The following is a 26,725-nucleotide window of genomic DNA, read 5'->3' on the forward strand; positions in this document are numbered from 1 at the left end:
CCTGTTGATCAATCGGTCATTCTCGCACGCACGCGCACACAGCGCGTGCAGGCGCGTCACTCATTCATGCCGAAAGCGCTCGCGATACTGATTCGGCGTCGCACCAATCCGCTTTGTAAACACGATACGCATGCGGTCCGCCGTGCCGAAGCCGCAATCGTAAGCAATCGTCTTGAGTGCTGCGCCGCTGCTTTCGAGCAGCTTGCGGGCCGCATCCATGCGCGCCCGCTCGACGAACTCATGTGGCGTCACACCCGTTTCCTGCACGAAGATACGCGCGAAATTGCGTGCGCTCATTCCGGCAACATCGGCGAGCTGCCTGACCGTGAAGTTCTCGCGGATATTCGCCATGACATGCGTCTGGATCTTCGCGACAGGCGAGGTTTCATCGGCTGGCGCGGTGAGATACGGGCTGAACTGCGACTGCCCGCCCTGGCGCTGCGAGAACACCACCAGCCGCTTCGCCACGCTCAACGCCGTCTGCGGCCCGTGATCTTCAGTCACGAGCGCCAAGGCGAGATCGATGCCCGCCGTCACACCCGCCGACGTCACCAGCCGCTCGTCACGCAGATAGATGCGGTCGAAATCGACGCGCGCTTTCGGGAACTGCGTCGCGAGTTGCTGCGCGTGCTGCCAATGCGTCGTGACATGGCGATCGTCGATCAAACCCGCATGGCCTAACGCAAACGCGCCCGTGCAGATCGAGCCATAGCGCTCGCATTGCGAAGCGACTTGCGCGAGCCAGTGCGTGAGACGTGTGTCCGGCACGCTCTCGGGCAACGCGGGACCGCCTGCCATCAAGGCCAGATCGAATGTGCTGCGCTGCTCCGCGAAGGTTTCGTCTGCCACGAAAGTGATACCGTTCGACGCGCGCAGCGGCGCGCTATCGGCGGCGAGCAGCGTGACTTCATAGCGGTCTTTCTCGCCGATAAACCCGTTCGCTTCGGCAAACACATCAAGAGGACCGGCGACATCCAGCGCCTGGACGCCCGGAAAGATCGCTATCGCAACGCTCGGCATTCAATGACCTCGCAGAACAACGCGTGACGGAAAAGGCAGCAGACAACGTGTAGTTGGCAGATTTCGCCGTTGGGAACAGGTTGAGCGCAGCGGCCGCAAAGCCAATACTGAAGCCATCGACAGCCACGACATACCGGAGGAACCCACGATGGAACAGGATAGCAAATTTGCGTATCAGGCCGATGCCAAGGTCCGCGACGCGCACGACGAACGCCTGATGGACGAAGCCCTGATGGACACTTTTCCTGCCAGCGACCCCGTCGCGCCGATGCGTTTCGATTGAGCGCGAGCATTTGAAGCAAGCTCACGGCACAATATGACGCAATCCAATGCGTCATATTGTCTGCCATGGTCCTGAAGAACCTGCTTCGCCGCCTCGACCTCACCACGTTGCAACTGTTCATCGCCGTCTACGAGGAAGGCACGCTGACGCGCGCCGCGGAACGCGAGGCCATCGCGGTTTCGGCGGCGAGCAAGCGGTTGCTCGAACTGGAGCAGGCGGTGAACGCCACGCTATTCCAGCGCAACGCGCGCGGCATGACGCTCACGCCCGCAGGCGAAACGCTGCTGCATCACGCGCGCCGCGTGATGCGCGGCATCGAGAACATCGGCATCGAACTGGCGGGCCATGCGAGCGGCGTACGCGGCTACGTGCGCATGATGGCGAACCTGTCGGCGATCGTCGAGTTCCTGCCGGAAGATCTGCGCGCCTTTCTCGGTGTCAACGAGCAGGTGAAGATCGATCTCGAAGAGCGGCCAAGTGGCGGCGTGGTCGAAGCGGTGGCCGACAGTCTCGCCGATCTCGGCATCTGTTCCGGCGAAGCCGATGCGCGCGGTCTAGAAGTGACGCATTACCGGCACGACAGGCTGTGCGTCGTGATGCGCGACGATCATCCACTCGCGGGCCGCGAAAGCGTTGCGTTCGACGAGACGCTCGACAGCGATCACGTCGGCCTGCATTCGGCCAGTTCGATCAACGCGCGCACGCATATGGCCGCACGCCAGGCGGGCAAGGCGCTGAAGCTGCGCATCCACGTGCCGGGCTTCGATGCCGTGTGCCGGATGGTACAGGCGGGCATGGGCGTCGGCGTGCTGCCAGTGAACGTGTATCGCATCATGGGCCGGCCGCTGGGCCTCGTTTCCGTCGCGCTGGAAGACGCATGGGCCGAGCGCAATCTGATCATCGTCACGCGCGACGCGGCGCGTCTTTCGCCCGTCGCGAAGCTGCTGTTCGACCATCTGCGCACCGTGGAAGCCTTGTCCGGCAAGGCGTAGCGCGGAGCGTTCGCGAACCGCGAACGGTCGTTGGCGAATTGCGGTTGGACGCTCCCGCTGCGTCGCTTCTACATTTGTCTCCAACCTGAAACAAGATTGGAGACAGCCTCATGAGTGGTCCGTTGCAGGGCATTCGCGTCGTCGAAATCGGCACGCTGATCGCCGCGCCATTCGCCGCCCGCCTGCTCGCCGAGTTCGGCGCCGAAGTCATCAAGATCGAAGCGCCCGAAACGGGCGATCCGCTGCGCAAATGGCGCAAGCTGCACGAAGGCACCTCGCTCTGGTGGTATCTGCAATCGCGCAACAAAAAGTCGATCTGCGTGAATCTCAAGTCGCCCGAAGGCGCGGACGTGGTCAAACGTCTCGCTGCCGATGCCGACATCGTCATCGAAAATCTGCGTCCCGGTGCGCTCGAAAAGCTCGGTTTGGGCTGGGACGTGCTGCACGCGATCAACCCCAAGCTTACGATGGTCCGCATCTCCGGTTATGGGCAAACAGGCCCGTATCGCGATCGTCCGGGCTTTGGCGCGATCGGCGAAGCGATGGGCGGTATCCGCTACACGACGGGCGATGTCGATGGTGCGCCCGCGCGCGTCGGCGTGAGTCTCGGCGATTCGCTCGCGTCGCTGCACGGCGTGATCGGCGCGCTGATGTCGGTGTTGCGCGTGAAGACAGGGCAGGGCGATGGACAGATCGTCGATGTGTCGCTGGTCGAAAGCGTGTTCAACCTGATGGAAAGCCTCGTGCCCGAATACGACCTGCTCGGTCACGTGCGCGAGCGCAGCGGCGGCGCGTTGCCGGGCATTGCGCCGTCGAACACGTATCGCACGGAAGACGGCGGCTTTGTGGTGATCGCTGGCAATAGCGATCCGATTTTCAAACGGCTGATGCAGGTGATCGGGCGTCCCGATCTCGCCGATGATCCCGCGCTCGCCCGCAATGATGGCCGTGTCGCGCAGAACGCGATGCTCGATGCCGCGATCACCGCATGGACTTCGCATCATTCGATCGACGATGTGCTTGCCGCGCTCGAAAGCGCCGAAGTGCCGTCGGGTCGCATCTATTCGGTCGCGGACATCGTTGCCGATCCTCATTACCAGGCGCGCGAGATGTTGCTGAAGGCCGACTTGCCGGGCGGCGCATCGGTGAAGATGCCGGGCATCGTGCCGAAGCTGTCGGCGACGCCGGGCGAAGTGCGCTGGCAAGGTCCGGCGCTCGGCGAACATACGTCGAGCGTACTGGCCGATCTGGGTTACGCGCAAAGCGAAATCGAGCGGCTGCGCCGCGAAGGAGCTGTGCAATGAACTTCGATAACGACATGCAGTTCGACAAACTGATCGTGCAGGAAGTCGCGCCGCGCGATGGCCTGCAGATCGAGCCAACATGGGTCGAAACAGCCGACAAGATCGCGCTGATCGATCAACTATCGACGGCGGGTTTCACGCGCATCGAGGCGGGTTCGTTCGTCTCGCCGAAAGCGATTCCCGCGCTGCGCGATGGCGAAGCGGTGTTCACGCAGATCCAGCGCCGCGAAGGCGTGATCTTCGTCGCGCTGGTGCCGAACGTGAAGGGCGCGGAGCGCGCGCTGAACGCTCGCGCCGATGAATTGAACCTCGTGATGTCCGCGAGCCAGACGCACAATCGCGCGAACATGCGCATGAGCTGCGAAGCATCGCTCGATGCATTCACCGACATCGTGCGGCTCGCGAAGCATTTTCCTGCTTCATTGAATGCGACGGTCGCGACCGCATTCGGCTGTCCGTTCGAAGGCAAGATCGACGAAGACCGCGTCGTGTCGATCGTCGATACGTACCGTGAAATGGGCATCAACGGCATCACACTCGCCGATACGACGGGCATGGCGAATCCGCGTCAGGTCGCGCGGCTCGTCACGCGCGTGCTGCAACGTGTGCCTGCCGAAGCACTCACGCTGCACTTCCACAACACGCGCGGACTCGGACTCGCCAACGTGCTGGCGGCATATGAAGTGGGCGCGCGCCGCTTCGATGCAGCGCTTGGCGGACTCGGCGGTTGTCCATTCGCACCGGGCGCGTCGGGCAACATCTGCACGGAAGATCTCGTGAACATGTGCGACGAAATGGGCATTCCCACGGGCATCGACCTGCAAAAGCTGATCGCGCTGTCGCGCACTTTACCCGCGCTGCTCGGCCACGACGTGCCGGGCCAGTTGATGAAAGCAGGCCGCAACTGCGATGTGCACCCCGTACCGGATTACGTGCACGCCATCTGAACTTCATTCACCCGAACAACATCGACAGCCGGACGACGAATCCGGCTCAACCAGGAGACAAGCATGAGCACACCAGGCGCAGTGGCGGCAGGCGGCCGCGACGACAAGCTGACGGCAACCGCCGACATCATCAAAAAGGTCACGTGGCGGCTGATGCCGCTCATCATGATCTGTTATCTGTTCGCGTTCTTCGACCGCATCAACATCAGCTTTGCGAAGTTTCAGCTGCAAAGCGATCTCGGCTTTTCCGACACCGCGTATGGACTCGGCGCGAGTCTGTTCGTGATCGGCTACGTGCTGTTCGAAGTGCCCAGCAATATGCTGCTGTACAAGGTCGGTGCGCGTAAGTGGATCGCGCGGATCATGATTTCGTGGGGTCTTGCGACAGCCGCGATGGTGTTCGTGCAGAACGAATGGCAGTTCTACGGGCTGCGCTTCGTGATCGGCGCGATGGAAGCGGGCTTCGCGCCGGGCGTGCTCTACTATCTGACGCTGTGGTTTCCGGCGAGCTATCGCGGTCGCGTGACGTCGCTGCTGTTCCTTGCGTCGGCATTCTCGGGTCTGGTTGGCGCGCCGCTGTCGGGTCTCGTGCTTGGTCAGATGGATGGCGTGTTCGGTATTCGCGGCTGGCACTGGCTGTTCCTGCTCGGTGGTCTGCCTTGCATCGTGCTCGGCATTCTCGTGCTGAAAGTACTGAAGGATCGCATCGAAGACGCGGGCTGGCTGTCGCCTGCCGAGAAGACCTATCTGTCGAGCCAGATCGCGCAACAGGCGCAGCCGACCACGCAGGGTCATTCGCTGCTCGGCGCGATCCGCACGCCTGGTTTTCTGACACTCGGTCTGATCTACTTCCTGATTCAGATTGCTTCATACGGTCTCAACTTCTGGGCGCCGCATCTGATCCGCAGCGCAGGCACGCAAAATCCGACGATTATCGGTTTGCTCACGGCTGTGCCCTATATTTGCGGTGCAATCTGCATGGTGGTGGTGGGGCGTTTGTCGGATGCGTCGGGTGAGCGTCGCAAGTTTGTGAGCGCGCTGCTCGTGATGGCTGCCGTCGGCTTCTTTGCCGCAGGCTACTTCGACAAGCAGACGACGATGCTCGTCGTCGCACTCGCTGTGCTCGGCGCTGGCGTGATCGCGTCGATCCCCGCGTTCTGGGCGTTGCCGCCGAAGCTCGTGACGGGTGCAGGCGCAGCAGGTGGCATCGCGTTGATCAATACGCTGGGGCAGTTGGGCGGTATCGTCAGCCCGGTGATGGTGGGGCGTGTGCGCGACGTGACGGGCAGCACGACGCCGGCGTTGTATGTGATCGGCGGGTTGAGCCTGATCTGCGCGCTGATCATTCTGTACGGTCTGCCGCAATCGCTGCGCGAGAAAGACAACACGGGGCGCGCTGGCGCGTGATGGCGCGATGATGAGGCAATAAAAAACGCACGGCTCGATGCCGTGCGTTTTTGCTTTTGGGCCTTTAAACAGGCCCTATTCAAGCTTTCAGTTTCGCCGCCGCTGCATCTTCACGCGACTGCACTTGCAACACCGCATCGCGTTTATCGAGCAAATGCTGACGCAAGATCGTGCTCAAACGCTTGCCGTCGCGTGCTTCGAGTGCCTTGAGCATTTCGTCGTGGTCGTGAATCGCGCTGTCCCACTTTGGAATCTGGAAGTTCGAACGAAAGCGCAGCGCCTGCAAACGCCGGTTCACAGCGATATACGTCTGACGCAGTGCCGAGTTGCGCGCGGCTTCGTTGATCTTGTCGTGAATCGCCTGATTGCGGCTGTAGTAACCGGCCAGATCATTCTGCGCGCGGCACGCGAGCATCGCGTAATGCAGCGCCTTGATCTCGGCCAGTTCGACAGCCGTCATCCGTTCCGCAGCCAGTTCGCCTGAAAACGCTTCGAGTCCGCTCATCAATTCGAAGGTTTCGCGCAGTTCCGCTTCGTCCATCTTCGACACGGACGCGCCGCGATTCGGCTCGATATCGATCAAGCCTTCCGCCGCGAGCACTTTCAGCGCCTCGCGCAACGGCGTGCGCGAAATGCCGAGTGTTTCGCACAGTTCGCGTTCGTTCAGTTTCTTGCCCGGTTCCAGCACGCCTTCCACGATAAAGCGCCGGATATGTTCGACCACCGTGTCGTGCAAACGCTGGCGTTCGACCTTCGGCATCAGCGGAGGCGGCGTCAGGCCTGCTTCAATGTCCGAATTTTGCATACAAAAACCCTCAAGCACGATTTGAACCGATTTTAAAGCATGCGACCCGCTATGTGGGTGCGAGGGTAAACACCGCCTTGGGATTGTCACGAATCGGCTGTTATAGTTTTTTGCATGCAAAATTCAATCGAGGAGATAGACCGATGCTGAAGCTCGACTTTCATCCCGCAGGCCGCCACTTTTTGCAGATTCCCGGTCCGAGCCCCGTGCCCGACCGCATTCTGCGAGCCATGAGCTATCCGACCATCGACCATCGCGGGCCGGAGTTCGGCGCGCTGGGTCTGAAAGTGCTGGACGGCATCAAGAAGATCTTCAAGACGCAGCAGCCGGTGGTGATCTACCCGGCGTCGGGGACGGGCGCGTGGGAAGCCGCGCTGTCGAACACGCTGAGCCCCGGCGATCACGTGCTGATGTTCGAGACAGGCCACTTCGCCACGCTGTGGAAGAAGATGGCCGAGAACCTCGGCCTGAAGCCCGAGTTTCTCGGTTTGCCGGGTATCGAAGGCTGGCGGCGCGGCGTGCAGCCGCAAATGATCGAAGCACGCTTGCGTGAAGACACGCAGCATTCGATCAAGGCCGTGTGCGTCGTGCACAACGAAACCTCGACGGGCGTCACATCGGATATCGCTGCCGTGCGCCGCGCCATCGATGCAGCGGGCCATCCGGCGCTGCTGCTGGTCGATACGATTTCGGGCCTCGCGTGCGCCGACTATCGTCATGACGAATGGGGCGTGGACGTGACCGTTTCCGGTTCGCAGAAGGGCTTGATGCTGCCGCCGGGCATCAGCTTCAATGCCGTGTCGCAGAAGGCGATCGAAGCGGGCAAGCAGGCGAAGCTGCCGCGCGCGTTCTGGGACTGGACCGAAATCATCGAAATGAACAAGAGCGGCTACTGGCCGTACACGCCGAACACGAACCTGCTGTACGGGCTGTATGAAGCGCTGGAGATGATTCTCGGCGAAGGGCTCGACAACGTGTTCGCGCGTCACGACCGTCTCGCAGAAGCATGCCGCCGCGCAGTGCGTGCGTGGGGCCTCGAGATTCAATGCGCCGATCCTTCCGTCTATAGCCCGGTTCTGACGGGCGTGATGATGCCCGAAGGCATCGACGCCGATGCCGTGCGCAAGGTGATTTACGAGCGCTTCGACATGTCGCTCGGTACGGGCCTCGGCAAGATGAAGGGGCGCATGTTCCGCATCGGGCATCTGGGCGACTGCAACGATCTCACGCTGATGGCGACGCTTGCGGGTGTCGAAATGGGCTTGCAGATCGCAGGCGTACCGGTTGCCGCGAGCGGCCTGCCTGCCGCGATGGAGTTCCTGATGTCGCAGCCCGGCGCAACGAAGCTCAAGGCAGCCGCGTAAGCAGCCTCACGACAGGCAGACGGCGAAGGCAGCACCACATCGCTCCCTTCGCCGCAGAGACACCTAAGCAGCACCTACGCATCACCCACGCGCCCGGCCAGCGCGACGCACAGCATCGAACAGAAAGACAAAGACACAAACGAACCACAAACGCGACCAACGCCAACGGCAGACCCTGCGGTAGGCGGCTCGCGCGGCATGAAGGCGAACACGCCGTGTGAATGCCCATCCGCCAGAAACGGAGACAGACGATGAAGCGGTTTCGTGTGACCAGTGCGAGCAGTATCGTTCTATTGATGCTATGCATCATGTACTTCATCACCTACCTTGACCGCGTCAACGTCAGCACGGCAGCAGCGGGCTTCGGCAAGGAGTTTCATCTTTCGCATACGGAAATCGGCCTTGTTTTCTCGGCTTTTGCGTATCCGTATCTCGTGTTTCAGATTATCGGCGGCTGGGTCAGTGACAAGTTTGGCGCGAAACGCACGCTGATTGCGTGCGGCGCAATCTGGGCGGTTGCTACGCTGCTGACGGGTTTTGCAGGCGGGCTGGTTTCGCTGCTCCTCGCTCGCGTGCTGCTCGGCTTTGGCGAAGGCGCAACCTTTCCGGCTGCAACGGCTGCGATGTCGCGCTGGGTCGCGAAAGAGAAGCGCGGCTTTGCGCAGGGCATCACGCACGCTGCGGCACGGATCGGTAATGCGGTCGCGCCTGGCGTGATCGTGCTGGTGATGACGACATGGGGCTGGCGCGAATCGTTCTATATCTGCGGTGCATTCAGTCTGTTGTGGGTCGTGGTGTGGGCGATGACCTTCACCGAGTATCCGAAAGAACATCGCCGTATCACGCAAGCCGAACTCGATATCTTGCCGCCGCCGAAGGCGAAGATGGCGAACGTGCCGTGGAAAGCATTGTTCAAACGCATGACGCCTGTGACCATCGTGTACTTCTGCTATGGCTGGACGTTGTGGCTGTTTCTCAGCTGGATTCCGCAGTACTTCCTGCATAGCTATCACCTCGATCTGAAGAAGTCGGCAGTGTTTGCTTCGGCTGTGTTCTTCGCAGGCGTGATCGGCGATACGCTCGGCGGCATCGTCACCGACAAGGTCTTCGAGCGCACCGGCAACCTTCGCCGCGCACGCAGCTGGATGGTGTCGATCTGCATGCTGCTCACGCTCGCGTCGCTCGTGCCGTTGATGTTCACGCACAACCTGTATGTATCGATGGTGTGTCTGTCGGCGGGCTTCTTCTTCGCCGAAATGACGATCGGCCCGATGTGGGCGATCCCTATGGACATCGCGCCGGAATACTCGGGCACCGCAAGCGGCATGATGAACACGGGTTCGGCGCTTGCCGCGATCATCTCGCCTGTGCTGTCGGGTTATCTGATCGACACATTTGGCAGCTGGGAATTGCCGTTCGCGGGCAGCATGCTGCTGATGGCGATCGGCGTCGTGCTCGCATTCCGCATGCAGCCGGAAAGCCGCTTCGCAGTCGGCAGTGAACCGACGGCACAGCCCGCCACGCATTTGAATGCCTAACTCTCGCTAACGTTTGACTGATCATGCTGAGCCAACAACTCGCCGACGCGCGCGCCGACTACACGACACTCGCGTCGCTTTCTCCCGACCTCATTCCTGCCGACATGAGCGCGGCCTACGCGATCCAGCACGAGCTGCTGGCGAAGCGCGGTGAGCGCATCGGAGGCTGGAAAATAGGCGCGAAATCTGCCGATGGCGCGATTCAAGGCGCACCATTGCCTGTTTCCGATTTGCATAGAAATGGCGCGCGCTTGCCGCGTGCGCACTTCACGCCGCTTGGACTCGAACTGGAAATCGCGTTCCGTTTCGGGCGTGATTTCGAGCCTTCCGCTAATGGGTATCACGAAGTCGAAGTACTCGATGCGATCGATGCGATGGGCGCGACCATCGAGATCGTCGCGAGCCGCTATGCGCAGTGGCCCAACGTCGACAAGCTCGCGCAACTCGCGGACTTGCAGAATCACGGTGCGTTGATTGTCGGCGAGTTCACGCCGTATCGGCGTGACTTTCCATTCGTTGCGCCTTCGCTCGAGTTCACGTTCGAAGGCGACAACGTGGTGAAAGCGACGCCGTCGAATCCGTGCGGCGATCCGCGCCGCCTGCTGACATGGCTCGTCAATCACTGCACGCAGCATCATCGCATTGCCGTGACGCGCGACATGGTTCTGACGACAGGCTCATACACCGGCATGTTCTTTCCGCAGCATGCAGGCACCGCGTGCGGACAGATCGAAGGGCTGGCGCCTGTCAGCGTCACGCTCGAGTAGCCGCGCCTTTCACGCCTCGCTTTCTATAGGCCGAAGCATATGTCGAACGCCGATTCCCTGCTGGTCAAGCCGATCCATCTCGTGCCGTCTTCGGCGCGTCTGAGCACGCCGCTGGCGAACCGTTTGCGCAAGGAATTGCGCGGCGATGTGCTATTCGATGCCGCGAGCCGTGGGCGCTATTCAACCGATGCGTCGATCTATCAGATCATGCCGATTGGCGTGGTCGTGCCGCGCGATCAGGACGATCTGCTTGTCGCGCTGGATGTGGCGCGTAGCGAGCGTGTGCCGTTGCTCGCACGCGGCGCGGGTTCGAGCCAGTGCGGGCAGACGGTTGGCGAAGCGCTGGTGATCGACACGAGTAAATGGCTGAATCAGGTCGTTGCGTTCGACAAGGACAGGCGTACCGTCACGGTCGAGCCCGGCATCGTGCTCGATCATCTGAATGCGTGGCTCAAGCCGCATGGCTTGTGGTTTCCCGTCGATGTGTCGACGGCAGCGCAATGCACGATCGGCGGGATGGCGGGTAACAATTCATGCGGCTCGCGATCGATCGAATACGGCAACATGGTGCACAACGTCGATGCGATCGATGCGATTCTTGCAGACGGCACGCAGGCGCATTTTGCTTCGTTGCGTGAGGCGCCGCAGGGCGCGCGCCTGGAACAGATTGTCGAAAGCGTGAAGGCGATTGCGCTGCGCGAGCGTGATGAGATCGTTGCGCAGGTGCCAAAGGTACTGCGCCGCGTGGCAGGCTACAACATCGATCTGTTCGATTGCCAGAATCCGCGCGCTTATACCGACGATGGTTTTGCCAATCTCGCGCATCTGCTGGTTGGCTCCGAAGGCACGCTTGCCTTCAGCCGACAGTTGACCTTGAAGCTCGCGCCATTGCCTGCGCACAAGACGCTGGGCGTCGTGAATTTTCCGACCTTCTGGCAGGCAATGGACCTGACGCAGCATATCGTCAAGCTCAAGCCCGTTGCCGTTGAACTGGTCGATCGCACGATGATCGAACTCGCGATGGGCAATCCGTCGTTCAGGCCGGTGATCGAAAAGGCGTTGGTGGGCAGGCCCGAAGCGATTCTGCTGGTCGAATTTGCGGGTGAGAACCGCGATGAACAGCTCGCGTCGCTCAAACAGCTGACTGAGTTGATGGCGGATCTCGGCTTGCCGGACACAGTCGTGCAGATGCCCGATGCGGGCGAGCAGAAAGCGCTGTGGGAAGTGCGTAAGGCCGGCCTGAACATCATGATGAGCATGAAGGGCGACGGCAAGCCGGTGTCGTTTATCGAAGACTGCGCGGTGCCTCTGGAGCATCTCGCTGAATATACGAGCCGGCTTACCGAAGTGTTTCATCGCAATGGCACGGAAGGGACATGGTATGCACATGCGAGCGTCGGCACGCTGCACGTGCGGCCGATTCTTGACATGCGCCGCGACGGCGCGACGAAGATGCGCGCCATTGCCGAAGAAGCGGCCGCGCTGGTGCGCGAATACAAGGGCGCGTATTCAGGCGAGCACGGCGATGGCTTGTGTCGCGGCGAGTGGGTAGCGTGGCAATACGGTCCGCGCATCAACCGCGCGTTCAGTGAGATCAAGACGCTGTTCGATCCGAACAACCGGATGAACCCGGACAAGATCGTGCGTCCGCCGAAAATGGACGATACGCGCAACTTCCGTTTTGCGCCGGGTTATCAGGTGCATTCGTTAGCACCCGCGCTCGACTGGTCGACGTGGAATGTCGAGCGCGATCCGATGACGGGTGTGGAGACCGCACCCGGTACAGGCAGCGATCTCGCGGGCGGACTCGCGAGAGCAGTCGAGATGTGCAACAACAATGGCCATTGCCGCAAGTTCGATGCGGGTACGATGTGCCCGAGTTATCGGGTGACGAAAGACGAACAGCATGTGACGCGTGGCCGCGCGAATACGTTGCGCCTCGCACTGTCGGGGCAACTCGGCGATGGAGGACTGGCCAGCCAGGACGTGAAAGACACGCTCGATCTGTGTGTCTCGTGCAAAGGTTGCAAGCGCGATTGCCCGACGGGCATCGATATGGCCAAGTTCAAGATCGAGGCGCGCGCAGCCTGGGCGCAAAAACACGGTTTGCGGCTGCGCGAAAAGATGATTGCGTTCATGCCGCGTTATGCGGCGAAGGCAGCAGGCATGCCGGGTGCATTTGCATTCGCGGGCAATCTGCCATGGGTCAAGCGCGCCCTTGGACTTGCGCCGCAGCGTTCGCTACCGCGTTTCGTAAAGCCTTTTTTAAGCGGCGAACATGCAAAAGCCAGTGCAACGAATGCGCAGACTAAACAGAAAGAAGTGCTGCTATTCGTCGACACGTTCAACAACAATATCGAACCGGAGAACGCACTCGCGGCGCAACAGGTGCTGGAAGCAGCGGGTTATACCGTGCACTTCAACACGCGAGCAGGAGAACGTCCGATTTGCTGTGGTAGAACATTTCTCGCTGCAGGACTCGTGGATGAAGCGAAGCGTGAAGCGCGCCGCATGCTCGATGCGTTCAAGCCATATATCCAGCGCGACGTTCCGGTAGTCGGTCTGGAGCCTTCGTGTCTTTTGTCGTTGCGCGACGAGTTTCTGCAATACGGTTTTGGCGAAGAGGCCGAACGTCTGTCGAAACTCGCCATGCTGTTCGAGGAATTTCTTGTAGCAGAGAAAAAGGCGGGCCGACTGACGCTGGAATTGAAAGCACTCGATGGCGCGAATCAGGCACTCGTGCACGGGCATTGTCATCAGAAAGCATTCGATGCGTTCACGCCTGTGCAAACCGTGCTGAAATGGATTCCCGAGCTGAAGGTATCGACAGTGGAATCGTCGTGCTGCGGAATGGCGGGAAGCTTTGGATATGAAGCCGAGCACTACGAGGCTTCCATGGCCATGGCAGAACTTTCGCTATTGCCTGCCGTGCGCAAGATCGATGCGAATACGGTGATGGTGGCCGATGGTACGAGTTGCCGTCATCAGATTCATGACGGCGCAGGCGTCGATGCATTGCATGTTGCAAGGATACTGGCGCGAGCGTTGAAAAGCAGCAACTGACATCGCGCCACTTTCACCGCAGGTGCATCACGCATTGGGTTTGCCAATACGTGACGTCACCTGCTGCAACGTTGTATGTTTTAGCGCGCGATGTCCCGCAAGAAATCCGATACCTTCGCGAGTCCAGCAACCAGCACGTCACGATTATTCGTGTAGCCAATGCGCACATAGCCTTCGACATCGAGCGCACTGCCCGGCGTGAACATCACGCCCGTCTTTTCGATTAGCGCAATGCAGAAGTCTCGCGAAGACATATCGACATTGACACGCACGAGCGCCGTCGTGCCGGCTTTCGGCTTGACATACGAGAGCAGCGGTTCTTTCGCGATCCACGCATCGAGCAGGGCGAGATTCGTCCGCAGAATGCCGTGATTGCGTTCGAGAATGGCCTTGCGGTTTTCCAGTGCAATGGAAGCCAGCAGATCATTCAACATCCCGACGCTAATGGTGTTGTAGTCGCGGTGCGTGCGCACGCGTTCGAGCAATTCGACAGGCGCGACGATCCAGCCCACGCGCAAGCCTGCCAGCGACCATGTCTTCGACATGCTGCCCGTGCTGATCCCTTTTTCATAAAGATCCGCAATCGATGCCGTGAAGCCGCTGCCTTCCTGGTCGGTGCCTCGATACACTTCGTCGTTGAGCACATAAGCGCCGCATGACCGTGCGATCTCCACGATGCGTTCGAGAAACGCACGATCCATCAGCGAGCCAGTCGGATTGTTCGGATTGTTGATCGCGATGACGCGCGTGTTCGGCGTCACCATGCGCTTCAGTTCATCCAGATCGGGCAGAAAGCCGTTTTCTTCGCGCAAACGCAGAATGTCGACCTTTGCGCCGTAGCTCTCGGGAATCGAATAATGCTGCTGATACGTGGGCAGCACGGAAATCACGTGATCGCCGGGTTCGACCAGCGTTTCGTAGACCAGCGCATTGGCACTGATCGCGCCGTGCGTGATCAGCACGTTCGACACGCTCTGCTTTTCATACAGCGATGCAACGTTGCTGCGCAGGCGCTCAGTGCCGTCGATTGCGCCATACGTCAGCTTCATCGGCAGGATCTCGCCGAGTAGCGCGTCTTCCTTGCCCGCAATCTTCAGCAACTCGCCGACCGTCAGCGACTCGACACACGTTTCCGCAAGATTGAGTTGGCACTGGTTCTCGTAGAGATCCATCCAGCGTTCGACTCCGAATTCCCTGATTTGCATGAGTTCTGTCCTCGATTGAAAGCAGTGGCAAAGGGCGCGGCTGGTCAGACTTTCGCGGCGCAAATTCGATTGCTGTCGAGTGTAGACTATTTGTCTCAAATAGACAAACATCCGTCCACGCACGATCGTGCTCGACAAGACGAACGTAGACCGTGCGTATCGCAAGCGAATGATGGGTAGAGGAGAAAGAGCAGCGTACGCCAGGAAGGGCCGCTGCGTCAGCGCGCGAGAATCAGCCCGCGCGCAGCGCCTGACGATAGACAGCCGGTGTCACGCCGACGCCCTGCCGGAAGCGGTGGCTGAAGTGGCTTGCGTTCGCGTAGCCGCATTGCGTCGCGATATCGATGAGCGGCAGCCTGGTGGTGCGCAGCAGCGTGCGCGCGCGTTCCAGCCGCTGCTGCGCGATCCACGCATGCGGCGGCAGGCCAAACGAAGCGCGGAACATCCGTGCCAGATGGAATTCAGACAGATTCGCGACGGCGGCCAGTTCGCCGAGCGTCAACGGCTGCGTCAGGTTTTGATCGATGTAGTCGCGCAGGCGGCGGCGTGTCGCGACGGCGAGGCCGCCCTTGAGCACGGCATCCGCGCGATTCACGCCTTGCGAGCGCAACAGCAGGCTCAATATTTCGTGTGATGTTTCGTTCGCGCGAAGGCGGCCGTCTGCGTCTTCCCACAGGTCGTTGGCGAGCGACTGGCACAGCGCCGCGATGCGCTCGTCTTCGAAGTACGTGCGATCGGCGAGCGTCATTTCACGCGGCTCGCGGTCCAGTTCGCGAATGGCGCGCTGCGTGAAATGCTCGGGCAGGAAGTACAGATGCATGAAGTGCATGTGACCGCGTACCCACCAGCGCGATTCGTGATCGCCGGGCAGCGCGCACAGACGGCTCGGCGCGCCATAGCGGCCGGGCAGTTTCTGCCGTTCGGTGCGGTAGCCGCCGTCCAGATAGCACGACAGCGTGTGATGGCCGGGCTGGTCGTAGACCGTCTCGGCTTCCTTGGTCTCGCGGGTCCAGATCGCGACGGCCAGCTGGTCGCCCAACCATGCGAAACGGTCGAGCGACGCATTGGAGTCGCTCAGCGTTTTGCAGACCGAATGCATGCCGAACGGCGGTTCGGCGAGATCGGCAGTGGAATTGGACGATGTGTTCACGTTGTAGACGGCAAAACAGAAAGGGCGTGCGCTTACCCGAAGTATACGGCCAGCCCGCCTGCCGCTCGTTGCGGCATGCCAAAAGTGCGCAATTCTGGACAATCGAACGGACGTGCGGCGGTGCATAGTCGGCTCGACCCGTATTCTGTGGCCTGAAAGCAATGAATCTGTTCCTTTATGTTGTGACCGTGCTGATCTGGGGTACGACCTGGATCGCGATCAAGTGGCAGCTTGGCGTCGTGCCGACGCCGGTTTCGATTGCGTGCCGTTTCTGGCTCGCCGCCATCGTGCTGTTCGCGCTGCTGAAAATCATGCGCCGCCCCATGTGGCCGCCGCGTGCCGCGTGGCGTTTCCTCGCGGCGCAAGGTCTCGCGCTTTTCTGCGTGAACTTCCTGTGCTTCTACTACGCGGAAAGCGTGGTGCCGAGCGGACTCGTGGCCGTGGTGTTCTCGACTGCGCCGCTGTTGAATTCGCTCAATGGACGTCTCTTCATGGGCCGTCCGCTGCAGCCGACCGCGATTGTCGGCGCGGTGCTCGGGCTGGCCGGCATCGTGTGTCTGTCGTTGCAGCAGATGGCCGGACATCTCGGCGATCACGCCGCGTGGCTCGGCCTCGCTGTCGCATTCGTGGGGACGATGTGTTTTTCGGCGGGCAATCTGCTGTCGAGCCGCATGCAGTCGATGGGTCTGCACCCTATCGTCACCAATAGCTGGGCGATGCTGATCGGCGCGAGCGTGCTGACAATCGGCAGTTTCGCGGCCGGCCTGCCGTTCGCGCTGGAGCCGGATGCGCGCTATCTCGGCGCACTCGTCTATCTTGCCGTCCCCGGCTCCGTGATCGGTTTCACCGCGTATCTGATGCTGGTCGGGCGCATCGGGCCCGAGCGCGCGGCCTATTGCACGGTGCTGTTCCCGTTCGTCGCGCTGGCGGTTTCGACTGTGTTCGAGGGATACCGCTGGTCGGCGCTCGCTGTCGTTGGACTGGTGCTGGTGGTGGCGGGCAATCTGGTTGCGTTCGGCCTCACGCAGCGGCTGTTCATGCGGCGCACGCGTGTCGCATGATGCATTCAAGCTAATGCCAATCTAGTTCAAATAAAAGCATAAAAAATCGCTAATCGATTTATTTAAGGAGAAACGGTCGTCGTCTGATTTGAGAAGATAGAAAACACAATAAATCTATTTCATGCGAATTGAGTATCGATTCATATGGAATGGCAAATTCTGTTGGATAAGCGTATTGCCTGAACGCTTTATCTGCATTTGCCAACGTTTTGCTTCTCGCAAGGACACGACCGTGAAAGCCTCCACTCGCCTCGCTGCCGCGCTGTTCGCGCTCGGCAGCCTTGTTTCTGCCGGCGCTGCTGCGCAAACGCAGTTGACCTATACCACGTCATGGATAGGCAATAGTTTCGGATTCGGCGATGGCAAATGGATGCAGCAGGACATTCAGGCAATTAACGTTGCACCGGATGGCACGGTATTCACCAATTCGCCATGGGATGAAAGCGGAAGTGAAATAGCGGCCTATAAAAATGGCGACAAAATCGCCGTAGGCGGCGCGACGCATGGCTGGGGCGCGGCAGGCGGCGACGCGATCACGTCGAATCACACATACGTGTATGCGGCGATGTCGATCGGCAATGAGAACAACGGGCTGGTCGGCGCCGATTATCCGCCTGCAGGCCAGACGTGGTTCGGCATCACGCGCCGCTCGCTGGCGAACATTGCTGTGGGCGTGCCGTTCGACAGCGGCATCGGCAATAGCGCGAACGCGACGAAGAACAGCTTCCTGCGCGTCAATGCAGTAGCAACCGGCACCGACGCGGGCATTCGCGGCCTCGCGGCAACCGATGCCGAAGTCTACGCATCCGATACCTATGGCAACCAGGTCGTCGTGTTCGATGCGAACACGATGCGGCGCCTGCGCGCATGGAGCGTCGCGGCGCCTGGACGCATCGCGATCGATACCGATTCGACCATCTGGGTCATGAGCGGCTTCGGCACAGGCACGCTGAGCGTGCTTCACTATTCGGCGACGGGCGCGCCGCTGGCAGGCACACTCGCGTTGCCGGTTGACGCCATTCCGACCGATCTCGCCATCTCATCATCGGGACAGATTCTCGTCGCCGATAACGGCCCGAAGCAGCAGATCCTCATCTACGACAGGACAGCAAGCGGCACGACCCAGCGGACGGGCGCGCTCGGCACGCTGTACGGGATCTTCCACGAGCCGAAGGGCACGCCTGGCAACTGGCGCTTCAACGGCATCACGGGGATCGGTTTCGATCAGATGGGCAATCTCTTCGTCGCGCAGAACGGGGAAGGGCCGCGGCCGCTCGCATCGGCGACGGTGGGGCAGGGCGCGGTGCTGGAAAGCTATCGCTACGCAACACGGGGCTTCAACTGGCGGCTGCAGGGCTTGACCTTCGTCGACAGCGCAGCCTTCGATCCCGCGACGCCGAACATCGTCTACACCGGCTCGAAGCGCTTCACGATGGATTACGCGCAGCCGCCAGGGCTTCAATGGAAATACGCCGGCTTCACGCTCGACCGCTTCGATTTCCCCGACGATCCCGCCTTCCATCAGCCGCGTGGCGTGCGCGGCGAGCCGATGGTGCGGCGGATCAACGGCAAGCCATATCTGTACACGCTGGATCCTGGCGCGCACTACCTGAACGTCTATCGATTCGACGCCGCGCACGACGAAGTGGCGATTCCATCGGGGCTGTTCGCGCAGAACCCGTTGCCGGGCAACTGGCCTGCTGCCCAGCCGACGTACGGCGAGTGGATGTGGCGCGATGCGAACGGCGACGGCCATGTGGACGCGAGCGAAATCACCGGCAATCCGTCGACGGGCAGCACCGTCGGCAACGGCTTCTGGTGGGTCGATACGCCCGGCAACGTGTGGCTCGCGACGCCCGCGAGCGGGATTCGCGAAATGCCGTTGCAGGGTTTCGATAGCGTTGGCAATCCTGTCTACAGCTACGCAAGCTCGAAGATGTTCCCGATGCCCGCGCCGTTCAACCGGATCGCGCGCATCGTCTACGCCGCCGAGACCGACACGATGTACGTGTCCGGCTACACGAGCAGTCTGCCGTGGGACGCGACGCACTGGAAGGAGGCGGGCCGCATTCTCGTGCGCTACGACAACTGGAGTTCAGGTGCGCCCACACCCGTCTACACGATCGCGCTGCCGTGGAACGCGGGTAGCAATCCGCAGGTGACGCCCGTCGGCGTCGCGGTTGCGGGCAACTACATCTTCGTCGCCGAGTTGTACACGCCAAAGGTCGATGTGTACGACGCGCGCTCGGGGCAGATGGTCGGCTACATGACACCGGGCGCGGCAGTCGGCAACACGACGGGCTGGGTCGACGTGTATCTCGGCATCAGCGCGGTGCGGCGCGCAAACGGCGAATACGTGGTGCTGCTCGAAGACGATGCGCGCGCGAAAATCCTGATGTATCGCTGGACGCCTTGAGCCTCGCGTGAACTCGCGTTGATCGCCGTCAGTCAAATGTGACATGCCGCGAGCGTGCCGTCTGTGCGAATGGACGGCTGCACGCGATAGGTATATACATAACGGCAGCACCTTTTGCTCAAGAGCCAGAACAGGAGTGACGATTCTTATGACGCACGACGATCCGGACAATCAGCAAACTGGCAATCAGCCGGACCTCGAACACCTCGACGCCGCCGTGACGCATGTGCACGAGATGGTGTCGTCGGGCAACATCGCTGTCAGCGCGGCGCGCGGCATTCTCTATAGCCTGATCGAGACGCTCGGCGCACTGGTCGGCGACCCGGACCTGCCCGAGCATGCGCGTTCCGGCTATGAAGGTCTGCTCGAAACGGCGCGCGAATTGCGGGTCAAGCTCGATCGCTGAGTCTTGCGCGCGCATGGTGTTGCCCGGCATGCCGGCACTCGCCTGACAATATTCGGCAGTGCCGCGCAACTGTGATACAAAGGGCGCTCGTTCTGACGTGCCCGCTTTCCTCCGATGCTCTCCACTTCCGATACCGCGCTGCTCGCGCTCGGCATCATCGTCGTGCTGATTACGCCTGGTCCTACCAACACGCTGCTGGCTGCAGCGGGCTTGCGTCAGGGCACGCGCCGCTCGTTGCCGCTGATCGGCGCGGAACTTGCCGGCTATCTCGTGTCGATCTCGGCGTGGGGCCGCTTTCTCGCGCATGCGGCGCATGCGTTGCCGTGGCTGCCGTCGGTGCTGCGCATCGCGAGCGGTCTGTACATCGCCTATCTCGCCATCGATATGTGGCGCGCCGCCGTGGCCTTGCCCGATTCGGCACAACCCGCAAACGGCCCGCGTGCGCTGTTCGTCGCGACCTTGCTCAATCCCAAAGCGTTGCTGTTTGCGGGCACGATCTTCCCGTCGGTCGCATTCGAAAACTTCCCGGTGTATGGCTTTGCGATGACGTTGTTCGCATGCCTGCTCGCGCCGATTGCGTTCGCGTGGATTTCGTTCGGCGCGGCGCTCGGCAGCGGCAAGCTCAAGTGGCTCGACCCGGTGAAGATGCAGCGCGGAGCGTCGATCGTGCTGGGGATGTTTTCGTTGTCGCTGGCGTGGGCCGCGTTGCATTAAGTCGCGTCGTTCCGCGTTCACTCTTCCGTGGCAGTAAGTGCGCTGGCGAGTCCGTCGGGCGCCGAGGTGATCTGCAATTCCGGCGTGCCGTGCCAGTCCGCGCAACGTTGCAGCGCGCGGCGTAGATCCGTGATCAACCGGCCGCTCACGCGCACGCCCGGCTCCAGATGCAGCGCCTTCAGTTCGAACACGCCGGTTGCGCGATGTGCCTTGGCATCGACGCGCCCTATCAGCTTGCCGCGATTCAGAATCGGCAGCACGTAGTAGCCGTAGCGGCGCCTGGGCGCGGGCACGTAGCACTCGATCACATAGTCGAAGTCGAACAGTGCCGCTGCGCGCTTGCGGTCCCACACGACGGGATCGAATGGCGACAGCACCGTCGTGACCGTCGAGGCGATCCGGCCATTCGAAGCATCGTCGATCATGGATGTGAAGTCGCGGTGCACGAAGGTCGGCTGCTTCCATCCATCGACGTGCACGGGTGTCAGTTCGCCGGCATCGGCCAGTTGATGGAGCGCATCGGCGTATGGGCGGCGTGGCATCCGGTAGTAATCCGCGACCCAGTCCGCGCGCACGACACCCAGCGCGCGGCACGTGCGCCGTAGCATTTCCTGCGCGACGGCATCGACGGGTTGCAGATCGCGTTTGTCGTTCCAGTGCGGCAGGACGCGCTCGGTCACGTCGTACACGCGCTGGAAGTTGCGCCGCTCCGCGACCATCAGATCACCGATAGCGAACAGCACTTCCAGGTGCCGTTTTTCCGGCTTCCAGTCCCACCAGCCGCTGCCTTTGCCCGCTTCGCGCGCGAAATCTGCCGAACGCACCGGCCCGGTTGCGCGGATATGCGCGAGCAGCGCGTCGATTTCCTTGCGGTACTGCGCGTGCCAGTTGCCGGCGTATTTCCAGCCCATGTCGCTCGGATCGAGCATCCGGTGACGCATGAGGCCGTAGTCTTCGACGGGCAGAAAACACGCTTCGTGCGACCAGTATTCGAACAGCTTGCCTTCGGCCAGATGCTCGTCGAGCCATTGCGGCTGATATGCGCCGAGCCGGCTGAACAGCACCAGATACGGACTGCGCGCAACAACGTGAATCGTGTCGATCTGCAATTGCGCCATCTGCCGGATGACGTCGAGCACATCGGCTTTGGTCGCCTTGCGGCGCGGCGGCGTGAGCAGGCCTTGAGCGGCCAGATGCAGGGTGCGGGCAGCGGACAGGGGCAGTGTGATCACGCGGTTTTCGTTGTGGCGATCAAGGCGGCATGGCGGCTTGCCATGCCGGGCTTGTCGCTACTGTAGCGTGATCGGTGGAAACGCACTGCTGGCTTGCTGTTCCGACCCGACCCAGCGAGCCGCCTCTTACCAGCGCCCGTGGCCGTGACGACCTTCCCAGCCGCGATGACGGCCATGATCGTGCCAACGCGGACCGCCGCCCCAATAGCCGTGACGATAACCACCACCGTAATAAACGGGCGGCGGCGGTGCATAGACCACTGGAGGCGGCGGCGCATAAACAACAGGCGGCGGCGCGGCATAGACAGGCGCAGGCGCACCCAGGTACACACCGACGCCGACATGTGCCGATGCCGCCGTCGAAACAAGCGCAGCCGCGAGCGCTGCTGCTGCAAAAATCATCGCACGTTGGATCATGCTGTTCTCCTACCGTCCCAAGTCAGTTTCTGACCAAATCCTGACTTGATCTTACGAAGTAGAAAGCATCACAGGTGCAAGCAGACCGTCGCTTATGTAACAACCAGTAAGCAGGCTGATGATTGGAGAGAGGAAGCAGGAGGCGACCGGCCCGAGCGATGAACGCACAGGCCGGTGCAAAGAAAAACGCTCAGGCGCCGAGTGCGACTGTCGTTTCGCCCGCGATTTGCGCGAGCATCTGATGGATTTGCGCGACCACTTGCGCGCCTTCGCCGACGGCAGCCGCGACACGTTTGGTCGATCCTGCACGTGCGTCGCCGATCGCGTAGACGCCTTCGACCGACGTGGTGAGATCGCACGTCGAGTTGGTGCCCGTGATCACGAAGCCCTTCTTGTCGAGTTCGACGCCGCAGCTGCGCAGCCAGTCGGTATTCGGATCGGCGCCCGTGAACAGGAACAGATGCCGCGAATCGAAGCAGTCGCGCCCGTCTGCGCAGGGATTTTTCAGGCCGATCTGCGTGAGTCCGCCTTCATCGCCTTCCAGCCAGCCGATTTCCGTTTCCGGATACAGCGTCACGTTCGGCAGCGATGAGATCCGGTCGATCAGATAGCGCGACATGGTCGCCTCGAAGCCGCTGCGGCGGATCAGCACGTGAATGTGCTTGGCGTGCGAGGCGAGATACACGATGCCCTGGCCTGCCGAATTGCCGCCGCCGACCAGCACGATCTCTTCGCGCTTGCACAGCTTCGCTTCGACAGGCGACGCCCAGTAATAGATGCCGCGGCCATCGAACCGGTCGAGACCGTCGATCTCAGGACGCCGGTACACCGCGCCGCTCGCGATCACGATGGTCTGCGCACGGATGCTGCCCTGACATTGCAGTTCGAGCCGATACGGGCGTTCCTCGCAATGCAGATGCTTGACCTTCACGGGAATCGCGACGTGCGCGCCGAACTTCTGCGCCTGCACGAATGCGCGGCCCGCGAGCGCCTGGCCGGAAATACCCGTCGGAAAGCCCAGGTAGTTTTCGATGCGCGAACTCGCGCCCGCCTGGCCGCCCGGCGCGCGACTATCCAGCACGATCACCGACAAGCCTTCCGACGCCGCATACACAGCGGTAGCAAGCCCCGCAGGGCCCGCGCCGACGATCGCCACGTCGTACACATGTTCCGAATCGAGATCGGGGATCAGGCCGAGGCAGGTCGCCAGTTCGGGGTCGCTCGGATGGCGCAGCACCGAGCCGTCCGGACAGATGACGAGCGGCATGTCGTCCGGACCGGCCGCGAACTGTTCGATCACGCGCAGCCCGTCTTCATCGCGTTCGTCGAGTACGGTATGGGGATGGCCGTTGCGCGCCAGGAAACCTTGCAGCGACACCAGCCGCCGGTCATTGCTCTTGCCAACGATGATCGGTCCGCCCGCACCGCGCTCGATCAGCCCGACGCGGCGCAGGATCAGCGCACGCATGATGCGCTCGCCGAGTTCGGCTTCCGCGACGATCAGCGCGCGCAGCCGTTCCGGCGAAATCAGCAGGGCTTCGACGTGCTCCAGCGCCATGCCGTCGACGAGTGCAGGCTTGCCCGACAACTGGCCGACTTCCGCGAGAAACGAGCCTTGTACATGTTCGTTGACGAGCAGTTCACGCCCGAGCCCGTCACGCTGATACACCTTGACCGAACCCTTGAGCAGCACGAACATGCCCGGCCCGGTGCTGCCCGTGCGGAACAGCATTTCGCCCGCCTCGAAGTCCTGCCGTTCGCCGAACCTGCACAGCCGCTTGATCTCTTCAGGCTGAAGAATGGGAAACATCTGGTGACGCCGCGTCGAAAGCGTCGAGAACGGCGCCTCGCTAACTGCGGCGCGTTGAGCTTCTTCCCCCTCTCGCGTAACACCCATCAGTTTTTGCTCCTTGCTGCGCCGCGCGCCGAATCCGGCGGGCGGCAAAATCGGTTCAGACTGGCTTTGGCGTGATGTCCAGATCCATCGGCGGTTCCGCTTCTTCGGCGAGCGGCTCGAGCTGGCGCCCTGCATCGCGCCATGCGTCGAGACCGCCACGCAGCGGAATCACGTCCTTGAAGCCGGCTTCCGACAACTGCTTCGCCATCCACGCCGCTGACACCTCATTCGGGCAAGAGCAATAGATCACGAGCTTCTGGTCATGTGGATACTTGGCGACGATCTCGTCGAGCTGGCGTTCGTCGGCGAACACCGAGCCGGGAATCACGAAAGGATCGAGCGTGCGCTTTTCCTGCGAACGGATGTCGAACAGCACGGGCGAGCGCTTGTCGAGCATCAGCTTGTAGAGTTCGTCGACGTCCATGCGCGCCGTGGCCAGCTTCTTGATCAGCTGGCGGCGGCGATACCAGCGGTACGCGCAGTACACAGCCAGCAGCGCCACGACCACCACGGCCGTGAGCTTGCCGAGACGGCTCGCGCCGGCGAACAGCATGTCGATCTGCTGCGCGAACACCACGCCGAGCACGAGGCCGAGGCCCGACCAGAGCGTCGCGCCGATGCTGTCGTAGGCGAGGAACATGCGGTACGGCGTGCCCATTGCGCCTGCCATCGGAATGGAGACGATCGACAGGCCCGGCACGAACTTCGCCACGGCCAGCACGCGCACGCCCCAGCGGCCGAAGAAGCGCTCGGTCTTCTTTACGCAGGTATCGCGCGACAGCGACAGCTTGCAGAGCGTCTTCAGCGTGTTGCCGCCGTAGATGCGGCCCGCCGCGAACCATGCGCTGTCGCCGATGAGCGTGGCGAACACGGATAGCACGAGCACGGGCAGCACTTGCGCGCCGACCGAACCGGGGTGCATCGCCGCCATCGCGCCGAACAGCACGAGGCAAGGCATCGCGGGCACGGGCAGCCCGATTGACGCGGCGAGCACATTGACGAATACGATGGCAGGCCCGTACTGCTCGACGAGATCATGTAGCATCGGCTTACTTTCGCGACCGTTTCGGCCACGAAGACGACTGGAATTGACTAGAAGATTATGGACGCATTTTCAACGCGTGCAAGAGAGGTCTGTCTTGCGTCCGGATATTGCCGAAATGCGGGAAAAGCGCCTGCCGCCTCGGTCTTCGGCGGTAAGGTTGACGCGCCCGGTGAACGCCATGTGACATCCGACGGGTGCTGAGAGATGGTGGCGACTGCGTCAAAAACAAGAGGCACGGCGCCAGACTGAACTTGCGCCGCGCGCTCTTCGTGATGCGATTGATGACTGCGGTGAATTATTGACGGTGGTTATGCTGCTCGCCCGGCAGTTCGGCGCCATGCGCGCGGATGGCTGCGATCAGTTCCGCAGGCGTGATTTCATAACGCACTTCACGGTGGATGCCTGGCTTGCGTTCATCGACTTCGATCAGAAGAATGCCTTTGCCGTCTTCTGTCGATTCGAGGCGCAGCGAGCGCAGTTCGCGACCCGTTGCATCGTCATGCTCGGTGAGCAGGGCCATTGACCCGGAAGACCCGGTGGTGCGCATCGAAAATTCCCTCTTGCGTGATTGAACAACGTTGCCGAACAGGCATTGTAAGGGCAGTACCGCGCGGCGTCTGTCGCGTGGCGCTCACACTCTGCCGATTATGCGGGCGAGCCGTGCGCAATGCATCGAAGGGGCGCGTCGATGCGCGCAAACATAAGGCTGGTGCGGGTTTTGAGAGCGTGGCGGGATTTTTTGCGGGCGCTCGGGCGGGGTAGCCGCGCGTGTTTGCGGGGCATCGGGCGGAGCGTGTCGAGGGGTTTTCCGGTGCGCGGCCGCTCTTGTCACGGCGCTGACGCGAGCGTGTGCTTTCCGTTGATCAGAGCAAGATCCGGGAAGCAGGGTGGCCCGTGCTGGCTTTAAAGTGAGCCAATCCAGGAGGCCGTGCACGGTATCGCAGCCGGCCTTCGACGACTTTGCAGGAGGACGCAATGAAGCAATGCATGTCGATGCCAAGCCCGCTGGGCGATATTCTGCTGCGCGCTGAAAACGATGCGCTGACAGGCGTGTATTTCGTCGGGCAGAAATATTTCCCTGCCGCTGATGAAGCGCTTTCGTCCGGTGCGGCGGCGCGCGTGCTGTATCAGGCGCGCGAGCAGCTTGACGAATATTTTGCCGGGGAGCGTCATGAGTTCACCGTGCGACTGTGGATGCACGGCAGCGCGTTCCAGCGCGATGTGTGGGATCAGCTGGTGCGGATTCCCTACGGCGAAACGGCCAGCTATGGCGCCATCGCGCTGCGGCTCGGCTTGCCGCTGTCGGCGTCGCGAGCGGTTGGGGCGGCCAACGGGCGCAATCCCGTTTCGATTCTCGTGCCGTGTCATCGCGTGATTGGCAGCTCGGGTGAGCTTACTGGCTACGCGGGTGGCTTGCATCGGAAGGAAGCGCTGTTGTCGCTCGAACGGCCGATGGCCAGAGTGCCGCAGCAACTCGATCTGCTGGCGTTCGGTTGAACGCGTTCAGGCTGGGCCGCTGCACGGAAGGACATCCAGCCAGCGCTACCGCATGCCAGACCGCCCAAAAAAATAGCCCGTCCGGAAAGGGCGGGCATATAAACGCCGTTGTTACTCGGGTCAGCCGGCCCGTACACAAACCAGGGCGCTGACGGACGTATGTTTATGTGCCAATAGGGCGTTGTCGAGATGGGA

Annotated in this window: 23 protein-coding genes; 14 read left to right on the plus strand and 9 right to left on the minus strand. The window is 61.6% G+C overall.

The window, feature by feature from the left end; translation table 11 throughout:
- Positions 1-60 precede the first annotated feature (60 nt).
- On the minus strand, positions 61-1,020 hold the full coding sequence (locus DK391_RS03325; RefSeq protein ID WP_109476569.1) for a GlxA family transcriptional regulator: 960 nt from the start codon (positions 1,018-1,020) through the stop codon (positions 61-63).
- A 148-nt stretch (positions 1,021-1,168) separates the two neighbouring features.
- On the opposite strand from DK391_RS03325, the gene DK391_RS45570 reads away from it, so the two are divergent.
- The 5 genes from DK391_RS45570 (at position 1,169) to DK391_RS03345 (ending at position 5,953) form a co-directional block, all read left to right on the plus strand.
- Complete coding sequence (locus tag DK391_RS45570; RefSeq protein ID WP_275426807.1) at positions 1,169-1,303, plus strand: hypothetical protein; 135 nt, start codon at positions 1,169-1,171, stop codon at positions 1,301-1,303.
- 65 nt (positions 1,304-1,368) lie between these two features.
- A complete protein-coding gene (locus DK391_RS03330) occupies positions 1,369-2,295 on the plus strand; it encodes a LysR family transcriptional regulator (protein WP_109476570.1) in 927 nt (308 codons plus the stop codon).
- 110 nt (positions 2,296-2,405) lie between these two features.
- Positions 2,406-3,599: a CaiB/BaiF CoA-transferase family protein gene (locus tag DK391_RS03335; protein ID WP_109476571.1), complete on the plus strand. Its 1,194-nt coding sequence runs from the start codon at positions 2,406-2,408 to the stop codon at positions 3,597-3,599.
- Positions 3,596-4,546 carry a hydroxymethylglutaryl-CoA lyase gene (locus DK391_RS03340; RefSeq protein WP_109476572.1) on the plus strand — a complete coding sequence of 317 codons (951 nt, stop codon included), beginning with the start codon at positions 3,596-3,598 and terminating at the stop codon, positions 4,544-4,546. The genes DK391_RS03335 and DK391_RS03340 overlap by 4 nt, the downstream gene beginning before the upstream one ends.
- Before the next feature lie 63 nt (positions 4,547-4,609).
- On the plus strand, positions 4,610-5,953 hold the full coding sequence (locus tag DK391_RS03345) for an MFS transporter (protein ID WP_109476573.1): 1,344 nt from the start codon (positions 4,610-4,612) through the stop codon (positions 5,951-5,953).
- Positions 5,954-6,032: 79 nt separating this feature from the next.
- Here the strand turns inward: DK391_RS03345 and DK391_RS03350 are convergent, their stop codons facing one another.
- A complete protein-coding gene (locus DK391_RS03350; protein ID WP_109476574.1) occupies positions 6,033-6,758 on the minus strand; it encodes a GntR family transcriptional regulator in 726 nt (241 codons plus the stop codon).
- Between the two features lie 143 nt (positions 6,759-6,901).
- Here DK391_RS03350 and DK391_RS03355 point away from each other — a divergent pair, with 143 nt between their 5' ends.
- The 4 genes from DK391_RS03355 to DK391_RS03370 all read left to right on the plus strand — a co-directional run bounded on the left by DK391_RS03355 (position 6,902) and on the right by DK391_RS03370 (position 13,490).
- On the plus strand, positions 6,902-8,122 hold the full coding sequence (locus tag DK391_RS03355; protein ID WP_109476575.1) for an aminotransferase class V-fold PLP-dependent enzyme: 1,221 nt from the start codon (positions 6,902-6,904) through the stop codon (positions 8,120-8,122).
- Between the two features lie 251 nt (positions 8,123-8,373).
- Positions 8,374-9,660, plus strand: a complete 1,287-nt coding sequence (locus DK391_RS03360; RefSeq protein ID WP_109476576.1) for an MFS transporter — start codon at positions 8,374-8,376, stop codon at positions 9,658-9,660.
- A gap of 23 nt (positions 9,661-9,683) precedes the next feature.
- Positions 9,684-10,427 carry a 2-keto-4-pentenoate hydratase gene (locus DK391_RS03365; protein ID WP_109476577.1) on the plus strand — a complete coding sequence of 248 codons (744 nt, stop codon included), beginning with the start codon at positions 9,684-9,686 and terminating at the stop codon, positions 10,425-10,427.
- A 39-nt stretch (positions 10,428-10,466) separates the two neighbouring features.
- The gene (locus DK391_RS03370; RefSeq protein WP_109476578.1) at positions 10,467-13,490 is read left to right on the plus strand and encodes an FAD-binding and (Fe-S)-binding domain-containing protein; all 3,024 of its coding nucleotides are present in this window, start codon (positions 10,467-10,469) and stop codon (positions 13,488-13,490) included.
- Between the two features lie 80 nt (positions 13,491-13,570).
- Here DK391_RS03370 and DK391_RS03375 read toward each other — a convergent pair whose 3' ends face one another.
- Positions 13,571-14,695, minus strand: coding sequence for an aminotransferase (locus tag DK391_RS03375; protein ID WP_109476579.1), 1,125 nt, complete (start codon positions 14,693-14,695; stop codon positions 13,571-13,573).
- Between the two features lie 232 nt (positions 14,696-14,927).
- The gene (locus tag DK391_RS03380; RefSeq protein ID WP_109476623.1) at positions 14,928-15,794 is read right to left on the minus strand and encodes an AraC family transcriptional regulator; all 867 of its coding nucleotides are present in this window, start codon (positions 15,792-15,794) and stop codon (positions 14,928-14,930) included.
- A gap of 212 nt (positions 15,795-16,006) precedes the next feature.
- Here DK391_RS03380 and DK391_RS03385 point away from each other — a divergent pair, with 212 nt between their 5' ends.
- From DK391_RS03385 to DK391_RS03400, 4 genes are all read left to right on the plus strand, one after another.
- Positions 16,007-16,906: an EamA family transporter gene (locus tag DK391_RS03385; RefSeq protein ID WP_109476580.1), complete on the plus strand. Its 900-nt coding sequence runs from the start codon at positions 16,007-16,009 to the stop codon at positions 16,904-16,906.
- A gap of 232 nt (positions 16,907-17,138) precedes the next feature.
- Positions 17,139-19,322 carry a hypothetical protein gene (locus DK391_RS03390; protein WP_109476581.1) on the plus strand — a complete coding sequence of 728 codons (2,184 nt, stop codon included), beginning with the start codon at positions 17,139-17,141 and terminating at the stop codon, positions 19,320-19,322.
- A gap of 148 nt (positions 19,323-19,470) precedes the next feature.
- Positions 19,471-19,728 (plus strand): hypothetical protein, encoded by a 258-nt coding sequence (locus DK391_RS03395; protein WP_109476582.1) that lies wholly within the window; start codon positions 19,471-19,473, stop codon positions 19,726-19,728.
- Between the two features lie 114 nt (positions 19,729-19,842).
- Positions 19,843-20,442: a LysE family translocator gene (locus tag DK391_RS03400; RefSeq protein WP_109476583.1), complete on the plus strand. Its 600-nt coding sequence runs from the start codon at positions 19,843-19,845 to the stop codon at positions 20,440-20,442.
- 17 nt (positions 20,443-20,459) lie between these two features.
- On the opposite strand, the gene DK391_RS03405 is transcribed toward DK391_RS03400, so the two are convergent.
- The 5 genes from DK391_RS03405 to DK391_RS03425 all read right to left on the minus strand — a co-directional run bounded on the left by DK391_RS03405 (position 20,460) and on the right by DK391_RS03425 (position 25,580).
- Complete coding sequence (locus tag DK391_RS03405; protein WP_109476584.1) at positions 20,460-21,674, minus strand: crosslink repair DNA glycosylase YcaQ family protein; 1,215 nt, start codon at positions 21,672-21,674, stop codon at positions 20,460-20,462.
- Positions 21,675-21,800: 126 nt separating this feature from the next.
- Positions 21,801-22,091 (minus strand): hypothetical protein, encoded by a 291-nt coding sequence (locus tag DK391_RS03410; RefSeq protein WP_109476585.1) that lies wholly within the window; start codon positions 22,089-22,091, stop codon positions 21,801-21,803.
- A gap of 190 nt (positions 22,092-22,281) precedes the next feature.
- On the minus strand, positions 22,282-23,988 hold the full coding sequence (locus tag DK391_RS03415; protein ID WP_109476586.1) for an FAD-dependent oxidoreductase: 1,707 nt from the start codon (positions 23,986-23,988) through the stop codon (positions 22,282-22,284).
- Positions 23,989-24,043: 55 nt separating this feature from the next.
- A complete protein-coding gene (locus DK391_RS03420) occupies positions 24,044-25,033 on the minus strand; it encodes a DedA family protein/thiosulfate sulfurtransferase GlpE (RefSeq protein ID WP_109476587.1) in 990 nt (329 codons plus the stop codon).
- A 295-nt stretch (positions 25,034-25,328) separates the two neighbouring features.
- Entirely contained in the window at positions 25,329-25,580 is a 252-nt protein-coding gene (locus tag DK391_RS03425) for a hypothetical protein (protein ID WP_109476588.1), read from the minus strand.
- Between the two features lie 428 nt (positions 25,581-26,008).
- Here DK391_RS03425 and DK391_RS03430 point away from each other — a divergent pair, with 428 nt between their 5' ends.
- Positions 26,009-26,530, plus strand: coding sequence for a methylated-DNA--[protein]-cysteine S-methyltransferase (locus DK391_RS03430; protein ID WP_109476589.1), 522 nt, complete (start codon positions 26,009-26,011; stop codon positions 26,528-26,530).
- Positions 26,531-26,725 lie beyond the last annotated feature (195 nt).

Source organism: Paraburkholderia sp. C35, assembly GCF_003121405.1.
Lineage (GTDB): Bacteria > Pseudomonadota > Gammaproteobacteria > Burkholderiales > Burkholderiaceae > Paraburkholderia.